We start from the raw sequence: 18,524 nt of genomic DNA, 5'->3' as shown, positions 1-18,524 counted from the left end.
GGAGGGGCGTTTTAGCGGGAATTATCCTACGGACCCTTTCTAAGATCCGCGAATGCCGCATCCAGCCGCCCACGTGCCGCCGCGAGCGCGGTGCGGCGTTCGGCCAGCCAGGTCCGGTCTGAATCGAGCCGCGTCCGGGCGGCCGCCAGCATGCGCCGGACCTCCGGGGCTTGCGGTCCGCCGAGCCCCTTCGCGGCGTCGATCATGCCGCGGGCCGACAGGGCGGCCCGGAACCGGGCCTCGTCGAGGGGCAGGTCGGGCTTCAGGCCCGAGCCGGCCGCAGCCTCCGCGTAGATCCGCTTCACCTCGGTGAACGGCAGGTCGGCCGGGCGCAGGTCGTGGCTGCGGCCGTAGCTCACAAGCTCGGAGGCGAAATGGTGGCCCAGCCGGAACGGCACGTCGGCCACGCGCTGGAGCGTGTCGGCGAGTTCCGTGGTGGTGGCATAATCGGCCGCGACCTCGTCGGCGGCCCGGTCCCGGTCGATCACTAGCCCGTCGAGGACCCGCGTCCAGCGCCGGCAGGTCTCGGCGGCCTCGGAGACGGTCCGGCCGGGGGGCTCGGCCTGGTTTCGCTTGTAGTCCGGCATGCCGGAATCGACGTTGTGGACCATGATGACGAAGGCCTGCGCGGCGCCGACCACGTCGCTCGCCTTCATACGCAGGCTGTACAGAGCCACTGGGTTGCGCTTCTGCGGCATGATGCTGCTCGGCCCGGTCAGCGCGCCCTCGCGCAGCAGGATCCACGGCCGGGTCTGGTGGTACTGCGCGTAGAGGTCCTGTGCGAAGCTGCCGGCCGTGGTGGCGAGGTTGGCGGACAGGCCGGTCAGTTCCAGGCCGAGATCCATCGGCGCCAGCTGGCCGGCATCGTAGCTGTTCTCCACCGGTGCGTCGAAGCCCAGCAGCCCCGCGAGGCGGACGCGATCGACCGGGAAGCTCGACGTGCCGAGCGCCGCGGCCCCCAAGGGCGACAGGTTCACGCGCGCCCAGGTCTCGTGCAGGCGATCCGCATCGCGGGCCAGCGCTCCGGCATAGCCGAGCAGGTAATGGCCCAGCGTCGTCGGCTGGGCCTGCACGCCGTTGGTATAGGCCGGGACGATCGTATCGGCCTCCCGCTCCGCGACGTCCAGGAGAGCGGCGCGGGTCTTGTCCAGGGCCTCGGCGAGGTCGAGCAGCCGGTCGCGCTGGTCGAGCTTCAGCACGGTCGGGATGATGTCCTGACGGCTGCGGCCGGAATGCATCCGGGTGGCGTCCGGTCCGGCGATGGCGGTGATCAGCGGCTCGATCCGCAGGTAGTCGTCGGGCCGCTCGGCCCCCGGGCGGGCGGCATCCGCGGCGACCTGATCGAGCGCGCGGGCGATCCGCGCGCCGAGATCGCGCGGCACGATGCCGGCCTCCACGGTCATCACCAGGGAGGCGCGGTCGATGGCGTCGATGCGGGCGAAGCTGTCATGCGGCTCGGCCCGGGCCGCCGCGGGGGCGAGGAGGGCGACCAGGGTCGCGATCAGTCTGCGCCGCATGCACGTGCTCCTATGGGTCGCCGTCTCGCGCCGGCCGGGGCATTCTGTCGGATCCGGCGGGTGATCACACATCACATTGCGGATCGTGTGTGGAGCCGGTGCGGATTGGACGTTCCTCCGCGCGCTGGCGATACGGTTCGGCGGAGCAGCCCTCTGCGTTATGAATAACCCCGGCATTCCGGAAGTGTGGCATCGAAAGACTGAGTTGCGACAAGACCATGCGCCGTCGGCGGATCTGGATCCCGGGCTCGCCTACGGCGCCCCGGGATGACGGGGCGGGTCAACGAACGGCCGTGCCTCAGAACCCAGATCCTCGAAGCCTATGCCGCCCCATCCCGGCAGGCGGCCGTGCCGGCCGGCGCATGCGCCCGGAAGAACGCCGCCAGGTTTGCCAGCCCAGGCGCGCGGGGATCGCTCGCCCGCCAGGCCAGCGCGATGGTGCGGCCGGGGCCGTCGACGTCGAAGGCTCGGGTGACGGTCAAGCCGGTCGGGTCGGGGCCGGCGGGCACGGCCAGCGCCGGCAGCAGGGTGTACCCGGTTCCCGCCGCCACCATCGAGCGCAGAGTCTCCAAGCTGGTGGCGTGGCGCCCCACGGAGGAACCCGCGCCGCAGGCCGCGATCGCCTGGTCGCGCAGGCAGTTGCCCTCGTCGAGCAGCAGCAGGTCCGGCCCGGCGATCTCCGTGGCCGACAGGGCGCCGCCGCGGGCGAGCGCATGCTCGGCCGGGCAGGCCAACCAGAACGGCTCGACGAAGAGCGGCGCCACCGCCAGCCCGACCGGGGGCAGGGGCAGGGAGACCAGGGCGGCGTCGATGCGCCCGTCGCGCAGGCCCTCGACGATCTCGGCGGTGCGGGATTCGGACAGCGACAGGGTCAGCAGCGGGTATTGCTGGCGCAGGGGCCGCAGCACCAACGGGAAGAAGTAGGGGCCCAGCGTCTGGATCGCGGCCAGCACGAGCCGGCCGGTGAGCGGCGAGCCGCGGCCCTCGGTGGCGAGCGCCAGCAATCGCTGGGCCTCGGCCAGGACGATCCGCGACTGCCGCACGATCCCCTGGCCGGCTTCCGTGAGCAGTACCCGGCGGTTCGAGCGCTCGAACAAAGTCAGGCCGAGGGACGCTTCGAGCTTGCGGACTTGGACGCTCAGGGTCGGCTGGCTGACGTTGCAGCGCTCGGCCGCCCGGCCGAAATGGCCCTCGTCGGCGATGGCGACCACATACTCGAGGTCGCGCAGCGACAGGCCCGACAGGTTCATAGGCTACGTCTATCACGGCGTTTGCGACGATGCATTAGCCAACGCCCCCGCGGAGGTCCATAACCTGGTCGGAACGGTTCCAGTCTGCTGAGTCGGCCCCATATGCCGATCACAGGCATCACGGAGAGATGAGACGCATGAGCGATCAACGCCCGATCCTGACCACACGCCAGGGCCATCCGGTCCGCGACAACCAGAGCACCCGGACGGTCGGCGAGCGCGGCCCGGCGACGCTGGAGAACTATCAGTTCATCGAGAAGATCACGCATTTCGATCGCGAGCGGATCCCGGAACGCGTGGTCCACGCCCGCGGCGCCGGCGCCCACGGCTACTTCGAGGCCTACGGCAAGATCGGCAACGAACCGGCTTCCAAGTACACCCGCGCCCGCGTGCTGAACGAGACCGGCGTGAAGACGCCGATGTTCGTGCGCTTCTCCACCGTGGCCGGCGCCAAGGAGAGCCCGGAGACCGAGCGCGACCCGCGCGGCTTCGCGGTGAAGTTCAAGACCGTCGACGGCAACTGGGACCTGGTCGGCAACAACTTGAAGGTGTTCTTCATCCGGGACGCGATCAAGTTCCCCGACATGATTCATGCGTTCAAGCCGGACCCGGTGACCAACCGCCAGGAGGCGTGGCGCTTCTTCGACTTCGTGGCCCAGCACCCCGAAGCGATCCACATGGTGACGCACCTCAAGTCGCCCTGGGGCATCCCGGCCAACTATCGCGAAATGGAAGGCTCGGGCGTCAACACCTACAAACTGGTCAACGACCAGGGTGAAGCGGTGCTCTGCAAGTTCCACTGGGAGCCTAAGCAGGGCGTGCGCAACCTGACCTCCGCGCAGGCCGCGGAGATCCAGGGCAAGGACGTCGGCCACGCGACGCGCGACCTCTACGACAACATCAAGGCCGGCAACTTCCCCGAGTGGGAGTTCTGCGTGCAGATCATGCCGGACGGCCCGAACGACCACCTGTCGTTCGACCCGCTGGACGACACGAAGCTGTGGCCGGTGGACCAGTTCCCGCTGCTGCCGGTGGGCCGCATGGTGCTGGACCGGGTGCCGGACAACTTCTTCGCCGAGGTCGAGCAGTCGGCGTTCGGTACCGGCGTCCTGGTCGACGGCATCGACTTCTCGGACGACAAGATGCTGCAGGGCCGGACGCTGTCGTACTCGGACACGCAGCGCTACCGCGTCGGCGCCAACTACCTGCAGTTGCCGATCAACGCGCCGCAGCCCGGCGTGAAGGTCTACTCGAACCAGCGCGACGGCCAGATGACCTATTCGGTCGACGGCACCGGTCAGAACAAGCACATCAACTACGAGCCCTCGACGCTCGCCGAGGGCCTGCGCGAGGCCCCGAAGCCGGCCAAGGACTACCATCAGCCGGTACAGGGCCAGCTCGGCCGCTACCAGACCTCGCGCACCGAGGACGACTACACCCAGGCCGGCGTCCGGTACCGCTCGTTCCAGGATTGGGAGCGTGAGGACCTGATCGCCAACCTCGTCGGCGACATGAAGCAGTGCCCGGAAGCCATCCAGCTGCGGATGGTCTGGCACTTCTGGCACGCCGACGAGGATTACGGCCGCCGCGTCGCCGAGGGTGCGGGCATCGATCTGGAGAAGGCCAAGGCCCTGCCGCCGCTGCCGGGCCGCGCCGTCCCGCACAAGCGCCTGAAGTCCGAGACCTACACGGACGGCTCGCAGGCCCACCGGGTCGCCGCCGAGTAGGTTTTCACTCTGCGTCGCATCGATCCTGAATGACGCAAGGCCCCGCGGGCGAGAACCCGCGGGGCCTTTCCGTTGGGCTGAACCGAGAGCGTGATCCGCGCTCAAGGGCAGTGCCGCCGGACGTAACCCTTGCCGATGTAGGTCTGCGTGGCCGGATCGTAGGTCCTGAAGCGGCGGGCGCAGGCCGCGACGGAAGCGGACAGATCGGCCGGGTCCTCCGCCTCGACGACGGGCGGGACATCGGCGGGTGCCACATCGACCGGGGGTGCGTAGGCCGGGGGCGCATAGACGTAGCCGTCGTCGAAGAACGGGTCGCCGAAGCCGCCCCACAGGCCGCCCAGGCCGAACCCGAGGCCCAGGCCGCCGAGCCCGTAGCCGTAAACGCCGCCGTAGCCGCCACGCCAGTGCCGGTGATAGCCGGGATGCCGGAAGGCGTAGCCGGGCCCGCGCCAGCCGAGTCCCGGGCCCGGCCGCACCGGTCCGAGCGGTCGCCCCCAGGCTCCGATCCGTGGCCCGATCGCGCCACCCGAGTAGCCGCCCCCGAGCCCGCGCGCCTCCGCAGCCGCCGCCATCACGGCGAGCGCCATCATGGCGGCGGCGGCCAGCCGAATCCCGGACCGTTCGATACGTGTCATGCCGTCCACCCAGCGCGGGACGCCGGCCGAAAGAGGCGGCGCCCGAGTCGCAATACTCTGCGTAATCGAGCGGCGGCGGACCGGTCCGTCAAGGACGTTCCGGCGGCTGCGCTCAAGCGCTGCGCGCAGGATCCGAGCTGCAGAGCGTCGTCACCGGCTGGAGGTGACCGCTCCCGGCCTCCGGAGCGGCGGCGCTGACCTTGCGATCGCGGCCGGCGGCCTGGCCGACCAGGATCGCGGCGAGCGCGATCGTGACGAACAGCCCACCGGCCAGACCCCAGCCGCCGGTCGCCTCGTGGGCGAGCCCGAAGGCGAGGGGCCCGAGGCAGGCGCCGGTATAGCCGATGCCCTGCGCCATGGCCGAGAGGCCGGCGGCGCTGGCGGCATCGGCGGCGCGCAGGACGATCAGGGTCAGCCCCAGGCCGAAGCAGCCGCCGATGCCGAAGCCGAGGGCGCAGGCCGCGGGGATCCGTAGGGTCTCGGGTCCGAAGGCCAGCACGAGAAACGCCGCCGCGGTGAGCCCCGGGATCGCCACGATCCAGGCGCGCTGATCCCGCGCGCGGGCTGCCAGCATGGCGGTGATCAGCGCGCCGGGCGCCTGGACCAAGGTCATCAGCGAGGCGTAGAGGCCGGCATCCAGGGCCGAGAGGCCGCGCGCCTGGAGCAACAGCGGCAGCCAGCCGAACAGCGTGTAGGCCAGGGAGGATTGTAGGCCCATGAAGCCCGTGACCCACCAGGCCAGCGGATCGCGCAGCAGCCGCCCGGCAGAGGGCGCCCGGGTCGAGGCCGTGCGGCGGGCGAACGGAATCCAAAGGAAAGCGGCAACCAGGGCCGGCAGCGCCCAGACCGCGAGCGCCGAGGGCCAGCCGCCGCCCAGCGCGTGCTCCACCGGCACCGCGGCGCCCGCGCCCGCCGCAGCGCCGAGGCAGAGGGTCATGGTGTAGAGGCCGGTCATCAGCCCGCCGCTGCCGGAAAAGTCGCGCTTCACCAGTGCCGGCAGCAGCACGTTGTCGAGGCCGATCCCGATTGCGGCGAGCGCCGTCCCGGCGAACAGGGGCACGAGGCCGCCGAGTCCCCGGAGCGTCAGGCCCGCGGCCAGGATCGTGGCTCCGACCAGCACGGCGAGGTCGGGCCCGATCCGGCGGATCAGCGGCGCCGCCAGGGCGCACGCGATACCCAGGCACAGGACCGGCAAGGTGGTGAGGATTGCCGCGCCGCCGGCGCTGAGCCCGGTGCTCTCGCGGATGGTCGCCAGCAGCGGCCCGATCGTGCTGAGCGCCGGGCGCAGGTTGAACGCCACCAGCATCAGCGCGAGGCCGAGCAGGATCCGGCCCGGGGCCGTGCGCTCGGGGCTCATGCCCGCAACCGGGCGGTGAGGGCGCCGCCCAGGCAGGCGGCGAGCATCAACGCGAAGGCGGCGTCCCCGAACTGACCATACAGGGTGCCGCCCACGATGCGGGTGGGCAGGTCGGCATCGAGCCAGGTTTCCGTGTCGAGGGCGGTCTGCGCGACGATGCGGCCGTGCGGATCGATCACCGCGGAGATTCCGGTGTTGGCGTCGCGCACCAGAGGTAGCCCTTCCTCGACCGCGCGCAGCCGAGCCTGGGCCAGGTGCTGGCGGGGCCCGGGCGTGTCGCCGAACCAGGCATCGTTGGTGACATTCAGGATCAGCCCGGGCGGGCGCGGCACCGAAGCGGCCGTCGCCGGCAGGATCGCGTGCGGGAAAATCGCCTCGTAGCAGATCGTCGCCGCCACCGGGGGAAGGCCCGGCACGGTCAGGATCCGCTGGGCCGCGAGCGTACCGGCCGAGAAGCCTCCGGGGATCGCCACGAACTGGCGCAGGCCCGACGCCCGGAGCGCCGCGTCGAGGGGCGCCGGCAGGTACTCGCCGAACGGGACGAGATGGACCTTGTCGTAGCTGTCCGAGATCCTGCCGTCCGCCCCGATCACCATCACGGCGTTGAAGTAGCGCAGGCGTTCGCCGGGCAGGGGTTCCTCCGCCCGGGCCGCCCCGGTGATCAAGTGCTGCCCGGGCTTGAGGCCGGCCGCGACCTTCGCCAGGGCGTCGGGATCGCGCTGGATCAGGAACGGGAAGGCCGATTCCGGCCAGACGATATGGGTCGGCTCGGGCTCGCCCCCCTCGGTCGGGCGCTGGCTCAGCTCGATGTAGCGGTCGACGATGTCGGCACGGTTCTCGGGCCTGAACTTGGCGTCCTGCGGCAGGTTCGGCTGGACGAGGCGCAGGCGGACGCCGGTCACCACCGGGTCGGGCGGGCCGAGTTGCAAGGCCCCGTAGAGCGCCATCCCGACGAGGGCGATCGCGGCGGCCGCGCTCGGGCCGAACCGGCTGCGCGGGTGCGAGCCCGTGGCCAGGGTCGCGGGCGCGGCGCAGATCAGGACCGCCAGGATGGTCAGGCCGTAGAGGCCGATCGCGGCGCCCCATTGCAGCGTCCAGAGGTTCTGGGCGAGCGCCATCCCGAGGGTGTTCCAGGGGAAACCCGTGAACAGGTGTCCGCGCAGCCACTCGGCCGCGCCGATCCCGAACGCGAGGGCGGCGATGCGGGCCGGGCCGCGCGCCCAGAGCAGTCCGGCGGCGCCGAACCCCGCGCCGTAGAACAGGCCGAGTGCGAAGGGCAGGCCGATGACGCCGAGCGGCATCGCCCACAGGAACTCGTCGGCCTCCACCAGGAAGGCCTGGCCGAGCCACCACAGTCCGGCGGTGAGGTAGCCGAAGCCCCAGGCCCAGCCGATCAGGACGCAGGGCCAGACGCGCCGCAGCGCGGTCCGCTCCGCGCCCGCACCGTCGATGAGCCAGACCGCCACCGACAGGGACACGGCCAGGGCGGGCAGGAACCCGTAGGGCGGCATCGCCAGGGCGCCCACCGCACCGGCAAGCCAAGCCAGCCCGAGCCGCCGCCAACCGGTCGACCGGGTGATCGCCAGCACGAAGCCCGGGGACGGGCGGCCCATGGGACCGCTCGGTGCGGCCGAGTCCCGGGCATGCCCCGCGGTCAGGACCGCCACGCAGCACCCGTCACGCGAAGCCCCTCATGGATGCGGCGTCTCGGGAGCCGGCGTCGGGGTCGGTGGCGGCAGGGCGAGCGGCACCACGGTGCTGATCCGCGCCGGACCCTTGTGGAAGCGCAGGCGCTTCAGGCGCCGGGGGTCGGCGTCGAGCACCTCGAATTCGAGGTCGCCCGGCCCCACGATCAGCTCGCCGCGGGACGGGACCCGGCCGGCCAGGGTGACGATCATGCCGCCAAGGGTGTCGATCTCCTCGGCCATGTCGCCGACCGCCGCCACGAGGTCGACCCCGGTGGCCTCCGAGACCTCGGCCAGGGGCGTGCGGGCATCGGCCACGAACACGTCGTCCTCGCCATCGACCCGCTGGACTTGCTTGGCCTCGGCAACGTCGTGCTCGTCCTCGATGTCGCCGACCACGACCTCGATCAGATCCTCGATGGAGATCAGCCCGTCGGTCCCGCCATACTCGTCGATGACCAGGGCCATGTGGGTGCGCGTCGCCTGCATCCGCACCAGCAGGTCGATGGCCGGCATGGAGGGCGGCACGAACAGAACGGGCCGCTGAATGCGGGCGGCGGCCAGCGTCGTGCTGAGATCGACCTTGCCGAGATCCAGCGCCCGGGGCAGCCGCACCGGCGGGCGACGGGCCGGGCGCGGGACCACGGTCGCATCGGCCACGACCTCGCCCTCGGCGGGCACGGTGGGCCGCGCCGCGGCCGCAGCCGGGCTGCGGCGGGTCGGCTCTGCCTTGGCGGCGATGTGATCGACGAGGTCGCGGATGTGAACCATGCCGCGGGGGTCGTCCAGCGTCTCGCCGTAGACCGGCAGGCGGGAATGGCCGGCGTTGCGGAACAGCTTGAGCAGATCGCCGAGATTGGTGTCGTTCGAGACCGCGACGATGTCGGCCCGGGGGACCATCACGTCGTCGACCCGCACCTTGTGCAAGCCGAGCACGTTCTTGAGCATCACCCGCTCGAGGGGGGTGAGACCGCTCTCGCCGGCATCGGGCTCGGCGAGCGCCTCCTCAAGGCCCTCGCGCAGCGAATCGCGCGGCTTGAGGTGGAGCGCCTGGAGCAGGCGGTCGTACCAGGGCTCCCGGGTCTGGGATTCGCCCTCGGTGGAACTGGGCGCGGCCAGGGCCGCGCCGCGACTTCGATCGTTGCTCATGTCTCTCGGATCTGGGGGCGGTGGGGAATCGGCCGCTCAGGCATAGGGGTCCGGAATGCCCAAGGTCGCGAGGGCCGCGACTTCGAGCGCCTCCATGGCCTCAGCCTCGGCCTCGCCGTTCTCGTGGTCCTGACCGAGACAATGCAGGGTGCCATGGACGAGGAGGTGCGCGAGGTGATTCTGGAGCGGCTTCGACTGCTCGGCACTCTCGCGCACAAGGGTCTCGTAGGCAAGGACCACGTCGCCGAGCGGCAGCGCGGCGCCCGCATGCCGGGGCTGCGGGGCCGCCGGGAAGGACAGCACGTTCGTGGGCTTGTCCTTGCCGCGCCATGTGCGGTTGAGATCCTGGACGGTGACGTCGTCGGTCAGCATGACGCTGACTTCCACGGGCCCGTCCGGCGGCTCGGGAGCGGCCGACAGCCCCGCCTCGACGGCGCGGATCACGAGCGATTCGAGGTCGGGAATCGCGGTTTCCCAGCGGTCGTCCTCGACGGCGATGTCGATGTCGTGCGGCGTGCTCACGCCAGGGGCCGACGCCGGGGGTTGGGATTGCGGTCGGCATCGCCGTCGCCGTGGGTGGCGCGCTCGTAGGCGGTGACGATCCGGCGCACGAGGTCGTGGCGGACCACGTCCACGTCCTTGAAGGTCACCCGGCCGATGCCCTCGACGCCGTCGAGCACGTTCACCGCCTCCACGAGGCCGGATTTCTGGCCCGGCGGCAGGTCGACCTGACTGGGGTCGCCGGTGATGATCATGCGCGAGCCCTCCCCGAGGCGGGTCAGGAACATCTTCATCTGCATGGAAGTGGTGTTCTGCGCCTCGTCGAGGAGCACCACGGCGTTGGTGAGCGTCCGCCCGCGCATGAAGGCCAGCGGCGCGATCTCGATGATGCCGGTCTGCAGGCCGCGATCCACGTGGCGCGCCTCCATGAAGTCGTAGAGGGCGTCGTAGATCGGGCGCAGGTACGGATCGACCTTGTCGCGCATGTCGCCGGGCAGGAAGCCCAGGCGCTCGCCGGCCTCCACCGCCGGGCGTGACAGGATCAGTCGCTCGGCATGGCCCTGCTCGAGCAGCGACACGGCGTGGCCCACCGCCAGCCAGGTCTTGCCGGTGCCGGCCGGGCCTTCCGCGAAGACCAACTCGTTGGAGCGCAGGAGCTTGATGTACTGGTCCTGCGCCTGGTTGCGCGCCCGCACGGCCCCGCGGCGGCGGGTGGCGATCTGCTCGAAATGCGGCGTGTCGGCCTCGGCCGCGATCGCCTCGGCGGGGAACAGGGTCGCCTGCGCGGTGGCTTCGCGGATCGCGCCGTCGACATCGCCCAGCGTCAGGGTGCTGCCTCCGGTCCGCACCCGGGCGTAGAGCTTGAGGAACACCCGCCGGGCCTTCTCGGCGGCATCGGGCGAGCCCTTGATGACGAGGTGGTTGCCGAGCGCCGTTGCGGTGACGTCGAGCCGGCGCTCGATATGGGCGACGTTCTGGTCGTATTGACCGAAGACGAGGCTCGCGAGGCGGTTGTCGTCGAAAGTCAGCGGCACCTCCACGGCTTCCTCCGACTCGGCCGGCCGCGCCGCCGGCCCGCGACCCCGCAGGGGGCCGCGCACGCCAGACCCGTCCGACGCGCTCAACCTGTGGTCCTCACCGCCATCCCCATCGCTTAAATCCTCACGCCGCCACAGCCTCGGAAGCCAGCTGCCCGAACAGGCTGTTCGTCCCGGCACGGACGATCCGGACCGGGACGATCGACCCGATATGGTGGAGCGGGGCGTCGAACTGCACAGCCAGCAGGTGCGGCGTCTTGCCCGCGAGCTGCCCCGGAAGCCGGCCGGCCTTCTCGACCAGGACGTCGAACACCTGCCCGACCGCCGCCCGCTGGTAGGCGTAGCGCTGCTCGTCGAGGAGCGCCTGAAGCTCGGCGAGCCGCGCCGCCATCACGGGTTCGGGCACGCCGTCGTCGCGCTCGGCGGCCGGCGTGCCGGGGCGGGGGCTGTACTTGAACGAGAACGCGCTCTCGAAACCGATCGCGCGCACCAACCGAAGGGTGTCGGCGAAGTCGGCGTCGGTCTCGCCCGGGAAGCCGACGATGAAGTCCGAGGACAAGGCGACGTCCGGCCGGGCGGCGCGCACCCGGTCGATCAGGCGCCGGTACTGGTCGCCGGTGTGCTTGCGGTTCATGGCCGCGAGGATCCGGTCCGAGCCCGACTGAACCGGCAGGTGCAGGTACGGCATCAGCGCCGGCACCTCGGCATGGGCCCGCACGAGCGCATCGTCGAAATCGTTCGGGTGGCTGGTGGTGTAGCGGACCCGGGCGAGGCCGGGGATCTTTGCGACGGCCCGGATAAGGTCGGCGAGCCCGACCGGGGCACCGTCCGGGCCAAGGCCGTGATAGCCGTTGACGTTCTGGCCGATCAGCGTGACCTCGCGGGCGCCGCCCTCGGCAAGCCTCTGGGCCTCGGCCAGCACCGCCGCCACGGGGCGGGAGACCTCGGCGCCGCGGGTATAGGGCACCACGCAGAAGGCGCAGAACTTGTCGCAGCCTTCCTGCACGGTGAGGAAGGCCGTCGGCCCGGAGGTGCGGCGCCGGGGCAGGTGCGCGAACTTGTCCTCGACCGGGAATTCGGTGTCGACCACCCGGCGCTCGCGGGAACGGGCCAGGAGGTCCGGCAGGCGATGGTAGCTCTGTGGGCCGACCACCACGTCCACCGCGGGCTGGCGCGCCTGGATCTCGGCGCCCTCGGCCTGGGCGACGCAGCCGGCGACGACGATGCGGGTGTCGAGGCCGCGGGCCTGCCGCTCGCCCTTCAGGACGCGCAGGCGGCCGAGTTCGGAATAGACCTTCTCGGCGGCCTTCTCGCGGATGTGGCAGGTGTTGAGGACGACGACGTCGGCCTCCTCCACCGAATCGGTCGGCGTATATCCCTCAACGCCCAGCACGTCGGCCATGCGGGCCGCGTCGTAGGCGTTCATCTGGCAACCGTAGGATTTGACGAAGGCCTTCTTCAACGCGTGCCGCCCTAAAACCGTCCGCTCGCCCATCGACCCGCCCCGATCCTGCGCGGACCGGCGGGCGGGAGCCTGTAGCACGGATCGCGCGGGCCGTCGCGACACCCCACGGCAAGGCGCGGTTTCCAAAGGGCTCAGCCCTTTGGCGGGTTTGGGGCGGAGCCCCGATAACCTTGGGAGGCGGCGGGGCTTGCCCGCCGCCCCGTCGTCAGTGGGCCGCGGCCGCGGCTGGGACGTCGATGACCATCTGCTGGAAGAACGGCACGTAGGCTTGGAGCATCACGAACAGGCCGACCAGGCAGGCGAGCGCGATCGAGTGCCAGAACACGAAGCGCAGGATCTTGCCTTCCTGCCCGAAATAGCCGGTGGCCGTGGAGGCGACGACGATCGACTGGGCGTCGATCATCTTGCCCATCACGCCGCCCGACGAGTTCGCCGCCGCCATCAGCACGCCCGAGAGGCCGAGTTGCTCGGCGGTGATCCGCTGCAGCCCGCCGAACAGGACGTTCGAGGCCGTGTCCGACCCGGTCAGCGCGACGCCCAGCCAGCCGAGCAGGGTGCCGAAGAACGGGTACAGGATGCCGGTGCCCGCGAAGGCGAGGCCCAGCGTGGCGTCGACGCCGGCGTAGCGGGTGAGCACGCCCAGCGCCAGCATCGCCGCGATGGTGATCAGCGAGAACCGCAGCGCCCAGATGGTCTCGACATAGGCCGTGACGAGGCGGACCGGCGAGAACCGCATGATCAGGCCGGAGATGAGCGCGGCGATCAGCACCCCGGTCCCGGTGTAGGACATGTAGGTGAACAGGAAGACCGCGCCCTCAGGCACCGGCTTGGCCACCACCGGCGGCACCTTCATGATCGCGTTGTGCAGGCCGGGCACCTCGTATTTCCAGGTGAAGAGCGGGTTCACGATGCCCTTGAACCAGCCGGTGCCCCAGATCGCCACCACCACCGAGAGGATGATCCACGGCAGCCAGGCCAGCAGGATCTCGCGCTGCGAGGCCGTGCGCGTGCCGGTGTGGACCGGGGGCGTACCGGGAACCCCGGCGCCAAGCGGCGACGGGCGCGGAGTGGCCAGCGCCAGGGACGGATCGTGACCGCGCAGCGCCGGGGAGGTCCAGATCTCCCGCGGCTGCCAGACCTTCAGGAACAGCACGAGGGCGAGCATCGAGGCGATCGAGGCGCCGATGTCGACGATCCACGGATTGACGTAGTTCGAGATCAGGAACTGCGCGGCCGCGAAGGATCCGGCGCAGACCAGGATCGGCGGCCAGACCCGGACCATGCCGCGGAAGCCCGCGAACACCCAGATCAGCCAGAACGGCACGATCAGCGAGAACAGCGGCAGTTGCCGGCCGATCATGGCGCCCAGGATCTCGGGCGGGTAGCCCGTGACCGAGGCCAGGCCCTGGATCGGCGCGCCGAGCGCCCCGAAGGCGACGGGAGCCGTGTTGGCGATCAGCGACAGGCCCGAGGCCGCCAGCGGCGAGAAGCCCAAACCGATCAGGATCGCCCCGGTGACCGCCACCGGCGTGCCGAAGCCGCCCGCGCCCTCGAAGAAGGCGCCGAACGCGAAGGCCACCAGGAGGAGCTGCAACCGCCGGTCGGCGGTGATGCCGGCAACCGACTGCTGCAGCACCGAGAACCAGCCCTTCTCCACCGTCAGCCGGTAAAGGAAGATGACGTTGAGGATGATCCAGCCGATCGGGAAGAAGCCCGTGACCATGCCGAGGATCGCGGCCCGGGACGCGAGCCCGGCCGGCATGCCGAAGCCCACGATGGCGACCAAGAGGGCGAGGACCAGGGCGATGACCGCCGCGATGTGGGCTTTCACGCGCCCGCTGGCGATCATGGCGAGGAGGGCGATGACCGGCACGGAGGCGGCCAGCGTCGAGAGCCAGGGGCTCCCGAACGGATCGTAGACTTGGTTCCAGGGTTGCAAGGGGCGTCCTCCGATACCCCGATGTCAGGGGTTTCGGCCGACCTATCAGAGGCTCACCAGACCCTCAACAGATATGCATCATGTATTCATAGGGTGGTTCTACCGGGATATGGCGGTCACGGGTCGGATCCATCCAGGCCGCTTCGCCACGCGTGCGATGACGGGAAACCGCATCGCACCCGTCTCGTAAGGCCCCCAAAAACCTCACACCGCCGCGATCTCGGGGCCGCCGAGGTCGAGCCCCGGGGCGGCCGGCCGAGGCCCGAGCGTGGGCCTGGTCTCGCCCCGGCCGGTGGCGATCCCCTGAAGCGCGGCCCGCACCTCGGCCTCCGCGGCCGCGGTCGCGGCCTTGCGATCGGTCGTCGCCTCGAAGACGATCGGCTGGCCCCAGGCCACATGGACGTCGATCGGCCCGCCGTTGACGAAGGCAGCCAGATGCGGCGCCAGCTCCATGTCGCCGTACCACGCGATCTCGGAACGTTCGGAGCGCACCACCGGCAAGCCGTTGCGTCGGGGATAGGCGATGGCCAGCGGCTGGAGGCGCACGCGTCCCCGGCCGGCCTCGGCCTGCAGCGCCGCCCGCGCCGCCCCGACCAGCGCGGAGCGGAACGGCAGGAGCCGGTTGCCGTCGCCGGTGGTGCCCTCGGCGAACAGCACGACCAGCTCGCCCTCGGCCAGGCGGTGGCCCATCGTGGCGCTCACGGTGGCGGTCGCGCCCCGGCGCTGCCGGTCGATGTAGATCGTGCGCTGCAAGGCCGCGAGCAAGCTGATCACCGGCCAGCCGGCGATCTCCGACTTCGCCACGAACGAGAGCGGGCGCAGCGACCCGATCACCACGATGTCGAGCCACGACACGTGGTTGGCCAGGACCAGGGCCGCCTCGCCGGGTTCCGGCGGCGTCCCCGACTGCGTCACCCGGACGGAGAACAGCCACAGGAAGGTGCGGTGGAACAGCAGCGGCGCCGCGGTCGAGCGCCGGCCGAGCAGCCGCATCGCGACCCAGTGCGGCGGGCCCAGCGCCAGGAAGGCGAGGGCGAGGGCCGCGACTCGCACGGTGAGGCCGACGCGGCTCACGCCGTCACAGGTCGGCGCTCATGGTCAGCGCGGTCGCCCGGCTGCCGTCGGCCTTGAGGTAATAGCCCGTGCGCTCGCCGACCTTCCGGAAGCCGTGGCGGGCGTAGAGCTTGAGCGCCGGCACGTTGCCCTCGTCGACCTCCAGATGCACCCGGGCGACCCCGGAATGCGCCAGGCTCGACAGGTGATCGCGCAGGAGCCGGCGGCTATGGCCGCCGCCGCGCAGCGTCGGCGACAGCACGACGGTGAGGATCTCGGCCTCGTCGGCCGCGCGGCGCGACAGGACGAACCCCTGAAGCGTCCCGGTCCGCCACAGGGCGTGCGCCTGCGTCGAGCGTTCGCACAGCATGCGCTCGAATTCGTGGGCCTCCCAGGGCCGGGCGAACGCCGTGGCGTGGAGCCGGGCCAGGGCCGGAGCCTGCGCGGCGTCGGTGAGCGGGGCGACGTAGGGCTGCGGCGTGAGGGCATCCCACCACGCAGCCCACCAGTCGAGCGGCCAGAACGGGATGGGACGCGTCATTGCCGCGCGATCCTCGCGTGATCCTGAGGCCGCGCATCGGCCCCGCGGAGGTAGAGCGGCCGCGGCAGGGCCTGGGCCGGGTCGGCCACGAGACCGAGCGACGCCACGGCGGTGATGTCAGGCGCGCCGAGCCCGGCGACCCGCGCGCTCACGCCGCGGGCGGCCAGGGCGGCCGCCACCAGGGGCGCCCCGGAGCCGGTGAGCACCACGGGGCCGGCGCCCAGCCGTTCCGCGGCGACCTCCACGGGCAGATGGACCGGAGCGAGCCCGTCGTTCGGACCGAGGGCCTGGACGTAGACGGCACCGTGCCGGGCATCGACCGTGGCGGCGATCATGCCCTCGCCGGACTCCGCCAGCAGCGGTGCCAGCAGGGCCGAGAGGGTGCCGACGCCGACCACGGGCTTGCCGGTGGCGAGCCCGATCGCCCGGGCCGCCGAGAGGCCGACCCGCAAACCGGTGTAGCTGCCGGGCCCGACCGTGACGGCGATCCTGTCGATCGCCTCGAACCCGCCCTCGATCCGGGCGATCACCCGCTCGATCAGCGGCAGCAGGGCTTCCGCGTGGCCGCGCAGCATCGGGAGCGACTCGGCCGAGAGCGGCGCGTCGGCATCGTCCGAGGCGACGCAGGCGGCGCACAGGTCCAGCGCTGTGTCGATGGCTAGGATACGCACGCCCACTCCCGAATGCCGGACCGGACCGACGACCGCCCCCATTCAGCCCCGAAGGCCGCGAACACCCCAGGGCCACGTCCAGGATACCGATATCCTGGTTACGGTCCTAGCATTCTGGTGTGCATCGTCGTTTCCCGAAAGCCGGCAACCACCTTTCGGGATGAAGCTTCAGCGTTAGAACAAAACCACCGCCTCGTCAGCGCGGGTCGCCGACGAGAACCGCGTTGACGGGGGAGTGTTGCCGGCTTGCGCCGGTCTGCAACGCGGCGTGGGTCTCAGCCAGCGCGAACCGCGGTGAGGAAGCCCCGCACCTCGACGTTCAACTGCTCGGATTGCCCGGACAGCACCGAGGCGGAGGCCAGCACGAGGTTGGCCGCCGAGCCGGTCGCCTCCGAGGCCTTCGCCACCTCGACGATGTTGTGCGTGACCGCGCCGGTGCCGGTGGCGGCCCGGGCGACGTTGCGGACGATTTCCTGGGTCGCCGCGCCCTGCTCCTCGACCGCGGCTGCGATGCTCGTCGCGACGCCGCTGATCTCCCGGATCAGACCCGTGATCGAGCCGATCGCCGAGGCCGCCTGGCCGGTGGCTCCCTGGACCCGGCCGATCTGCGCCGCGATCTCGTCGGTGGCCTTGGCGGTCTGCTCGGCCAGTTCCTTCACCTCGGCGGCGACCACCGCGAAGCCGCGTCCCGCTTCGCCGGCCCGGGCCGCCTCGATCGTGGCGTTGAGCGCCAGCAGGTTGGTCTGGCTGGCGATCGATGCGATCAGCCCGACCACGTCGCCGATCCGCGCGACGGCACCGCTCAGGTCCTGCATCAGCGCACCGGTCTGGTCGGCCTCGCCCACCGCGCGCTGGGCCAGATCGGCCGACCCTTCGACCTGCCGGCCGATCTCGGAAATCGAGACGCCGAGTTCCTCGGCCGCCGCCGCCACGGTGTTGACGTTGGCGGCGGCCTCTTCGGCCGCGGACGCCACATGGGTGGTCTGGCCGGCGGTCCGGGTCGCGGTGGCGGTCATGGTCTGCGCGGTGGCCTGAAGCTCCGTGGCCGAGGACGAGACCTGTCCGACGATCCCGCCGACCGCTTCCTCGAAGTGATCGGCCAGGTCGACCATCGTGCGCCGCCGCTCCGCGGCCGCGGCGTCGTCCGCCTTTCGCTTGAGTTCCGCCTCCGCGGCGGCCTTCTGCACGACCATGGCCTTGATACCCTCCACGGCCCGTCCCACCGTCCCGATCTCGTCCCCCCGGCGGGCTTCCACGATCTCCGCCTCGATCTCCCCCTTCGCCATGCGCTGCAGCACCGCGACCAGGCGATTGAGGGGCCGCGTGATGCCGATCGTCGAGACCAGCAGGGAGCAGAGGATGCCGACCAGCATGCCCAGGGCGCCGAAGCCGATCAGGTTCCAGCGTGTGGCGTTGGTCTCGGCGGTGAGGTCGCGGGAGCGCTTGCGCATGTAGTCTTCGATCGCATCGCCGAGCTTGGTCCCCTCGATCCCGAGGGTCACGAAGATCGGCTCGCTCTTGTCGTGGGCATGTTTCAGCGCGGCGCTGACCGCGCCGGAGATGGCGAGGCGCCGCGCCTCCGACGCCTCGGCCACGAACCGCACGGTGCGATCGCGCTGCGCCTGGATCAGGTCGTTGAAGGCCGGGACCTGCTGGGCGAGATCGGACAACGTCTTGTCGGCCTGCCCGATGATGATCTCGAACTGCTTGCCCGCCTGGCGGATCTGCTCGGGATCGGTCTCGGCGATCGTCCGATACAGGAGATAGTTCATGGTGTTGTGCAGACGATTGGTCCGCCGCACGTTGGACACCGCCTTCGCCTCCCGGGCGATCAGGCTCGTGTAGATCTCGTCGATCATCGTCATCCGCGACTGCGCGAACCAGATGCAGCCGCCGACGATCGCCGCGATGATCAGAGTGATCGCGAGCAGCTTGGTGACGATGTTCGTGCGGCTGAGAAGGTTCATGCGAATCCCCGGAAAACCGCGGGATACGAG

Annotated in this window: 15 protein-coding genes; 1 reads left to right on the top strand and 14 read right to left on the bottom strand. The window is 71.2% G+C overall.

Annotated features, from left to right (window positions below; genetic code table 11):
• Positions 1-26: 26 nt before the first annotated feature.
• Complete coding sequence (locus FV233_RS22670) at positions 27-1,517, bottom strand: argininosuccinate lyase (protein WP_147898855.1); 1,491 nt, start codon at positions 1,515-1,517, stop codon at positions 27-29.
• A 320-nt stretch (positions 1,518-1,837) separates the two neighbouring features.
• Complete coding sequence (locus FV233_RS22665) at positions 1,838-2,767, bottom strand: LysR substrate-binding domain-containing protein (protein WP_147854335.1); 930 nt, start codon at positions 2,765-2,767, stop codon at positions 1,838-1,840.
• Positions 2,768-2,904: 137 nt separating this feature from the next.
• On the opposite strand from FV233_RS22665, the gene FV233_RS22660 reads away from it, so the two are divergent.
• Positions 2,905-4,494: a catalase gene (locus tag FV233_RS22660; RefSeq protein WP_147898854.1), complete on the top strand. Its 1,590-nt coding sequence runs from the start codon at positions 2,905-2,907 to the stop codon at positions 4,492-4,494.
• Positions 4,495-4,595: 101 nt separating this feature from the next.
• Here FV233_RS22660 and FV233_RS22655 read toward each other — a convergent pair whose 3' ends face one another.
• From FV233_RS22655 to FV233_RS22600, 12 genes are all read right to left on the bottom strand, one after another.
• Positions 4,596-5,129 carry a BA14K family protein gene (locus FV233_RS22655; RefSeq protein ID WP_147898853.1) on the bottom strand — a complete coding sequence of 178 codons (534 nt, stop codon included), beginning with the start codon at positions 5,127-5,129 and terminating at the stop codon, positions 4,596-4,598.
• 112 nt (positions 5,130-5,241) lie between these two features.
• The gene (locus tag FV233_RS22650) at positions 5,242-6,486 is read right to left on the bottom strand and encodes an MFS transporter (protein WP_147898852.1); all 1,245 of its coding nucleotides are present in this window, start codon (positions 6,484-6,486) and stop codon (positions 5,242-5,244) included.
• Positions 6,483-8,099, bottom strand: a complete 1,617-nt coding sequence (gene lnt, locus FV233_RS22645) for an apolipoprotein N-acyltransferase (RefSeq protein WP_147898851.1) — start codon at positions 8,097-8,099, stop codon at positions 6,483-6,485. The genes FV233_RS22650 and lnt overlap by 4 nt, the downstream gene beginning before the upstream one ends.
• 78 nt (positions 8,100-8,177) lie before the next feature.
• Positions 8,178-9,320, bottom strand: a complete 1,143-nt coding sequence (locus FV233_RS22640; RefSeq protein ID WP_147898850.1) for a hemolysin family protein — start codon at positions 9,318-9,320, stop codon at positions 8,178-8,180.
• A gap of 36 nt (positions 9,321-9,356) precedes the next feature.
• Positions 9,357-9,842 (bottom strand): rRNA maturation RNase YbeY, encoded by a 486-nt coding sequence (ybeY, locus tag FV233_RS22635; protein ID WP_147856007.1) that lies wholly within the window; start codon positions 9,840-9,842, stop codon positions 9,357-9,359.
• Positions 9,839-10,909, bottom strand: a complete 1,071-nt coding sequence (locus tag FV233_RS22630) for a PhoH family protein (RefSeq protein WP_187278202.1) — start codon at positions 10,907-10,909, stop codon at positions 9,839-9,841. Before FV233_RS22630 ends, ybeY begins: the two co-directional genes overlap by 4 nt.
• 73 nt (positions 10,910-10,982) lie before the next feature.
• Complete coding sequence (gene miaB / locus FV233_RS22625) at positions 10,983-12,320, bottom strand: tRNA (N6-isopentenyl adenosine(37)-C2)-methylthiotransferase MiaB (protein WP_147898856.1); 1,338 nt, start codon at positions 12,318-12,320, stop codon at positions 10,983-10,985.
• 208 nt (positions 12,321-12,528) lie between these two features.
• Positions 12,529-14,262 carry an L-lactate permease gene (locus FV233_RS22620; RefSeq protein WP_147898848.1) on the bottom strand — a complete coding sequence of 578 codons (1,734 nt, stop codon included), beginning with the start codon at positions 14,260-14,262 and terminating at the stop codon, positions 12,529-12,531.
• 204 nt (positions 14,263-14,466) lie between these two features.
• A complete protein-coding gene (locus FV233_RS22615) occupies positions 14,467-15,336 on the bottom strand; it encodes a 1-acyl-sn-glycerol-3-phosphate acyltransferase (RefSeq protein ID WP_147898847.1) in 870 nt (289 codons plus the stop codon).
• A gap of 4 nt (positions 15,337-15,340) precedes the next feature.
• Entirely contained in the window at positions 15,341-15,856 is a 516-nt protein-coding gene (locus tag FV233_RS22610; protein WP_147857960.1) for a GNAT family N-acetyltransferase, read from the bottom strand.
• Complete coding sequence (gene tsaB / locus FV233_RS22605) at positions 15,853-16,527, bottom strand: tRNA (adenosine(37)-N6)-threonylcarbamoyltransferase complex dimerization subunit type 1 TsaB (RefSeq protein WP_147898846.1); 675 nt, start codon at positions 16,525-16,527, stop codon at positions 15,853-15,855. Before tsaB ends, FV233_RS22610 begins: the two co-directional genes overlap by 4 nt.
• 275 nt (positions 16,528-16,802) lie before the next feature.
• Entirely contained in the window at positions 16,803-18,494 is a 1,692-nt protein-coding gene (locus tag FV233_RS22600) for a HAMP domain-containing methyl-accepting chemotaxis protein (RefSeq protein WP_147898845.1), read from the bottom strand.
• Positions 18,495-18,524: the final 30 nt, after the last annotated feature.

This window comes from Methylobacterium sp. WL7, assembly GCF_008040085.1.
GTDB lineage: Bacteria > Pseudomonadota > Alphaproteobacteria > Rhizobiales > Beijerinckiaceae > Methylobacterium > Methylobacterium mesophilicum.
This window is presented reverse-complemented; position numbering and strand designations above follow the sequence as displayed.

Bases quoted from the DNA above. Each gene is read 5' to 3' on its own strand.
- FV233_RS22670 (WP_147898855.1), bottom strand. From the start codon at position 1,517: ATGCGGCGCAGACTGATCGCGACCCTGGTCGCCCTCCTCGCCCCCGCG.
- FV233_RS22665 (WP_147854335.1), bottom strand. From the start codon at position 2,767: ATGAACCTGTCGGGCCTGTCGCTGCGCGACCTCGAGTATGTGGTCGCC.
- FV233_RS22660 (WP_147898854.1), top strand. From the start codon at position 2,905: ATGAGCGATCAACGCCCGATCCTGACCACACGCCAGGGCCATCCGGTC.
- FV233_RS22655 (WP_147898853.1), bottom strand. From the start codon at position 5,129: ATGACACGTATCGAACGGTCCGGGATTCGGCTGGCCGCCGCCGCCATG.
- FV233_RS22650 (WP_147898852.1), bottom strand. From the start codon at position 6,486: ATGAGCCCCGAGCGCACGGCCCCGGGCCGGATCCTGCTCGGCCTCGCG.
- lnt (WP_147898851.1), bottom strand. From the start codon at position 8,099: ATGGGCCGCCCGTCCCCGGGCTTCGTGCTGGCGATCACCCGGTCGACC.
- FV233_RS22640 (WP_147898850.1), bottom strand. From the start codon at position 9,320: ATGAGCAACGATCGAAGTCGCGGCGCGGCCCTGGCCGCGCCCAGTTCC.
- FV233_RS22610 (WP_147857960.1), bottom strand. From the start codon at position 15,856: ATGACGCGTCCCATCCCGTTCTGGCCGCTCGACTGGTGGGCTGCGTGG.
- FV233_RS22600 (WP_147898845.1), bottom strand. From the start codon at position 18,494: ATGAACCTTCTCAGCCGCACGAACATCGTCACCAAGCTGCTCGCGATC.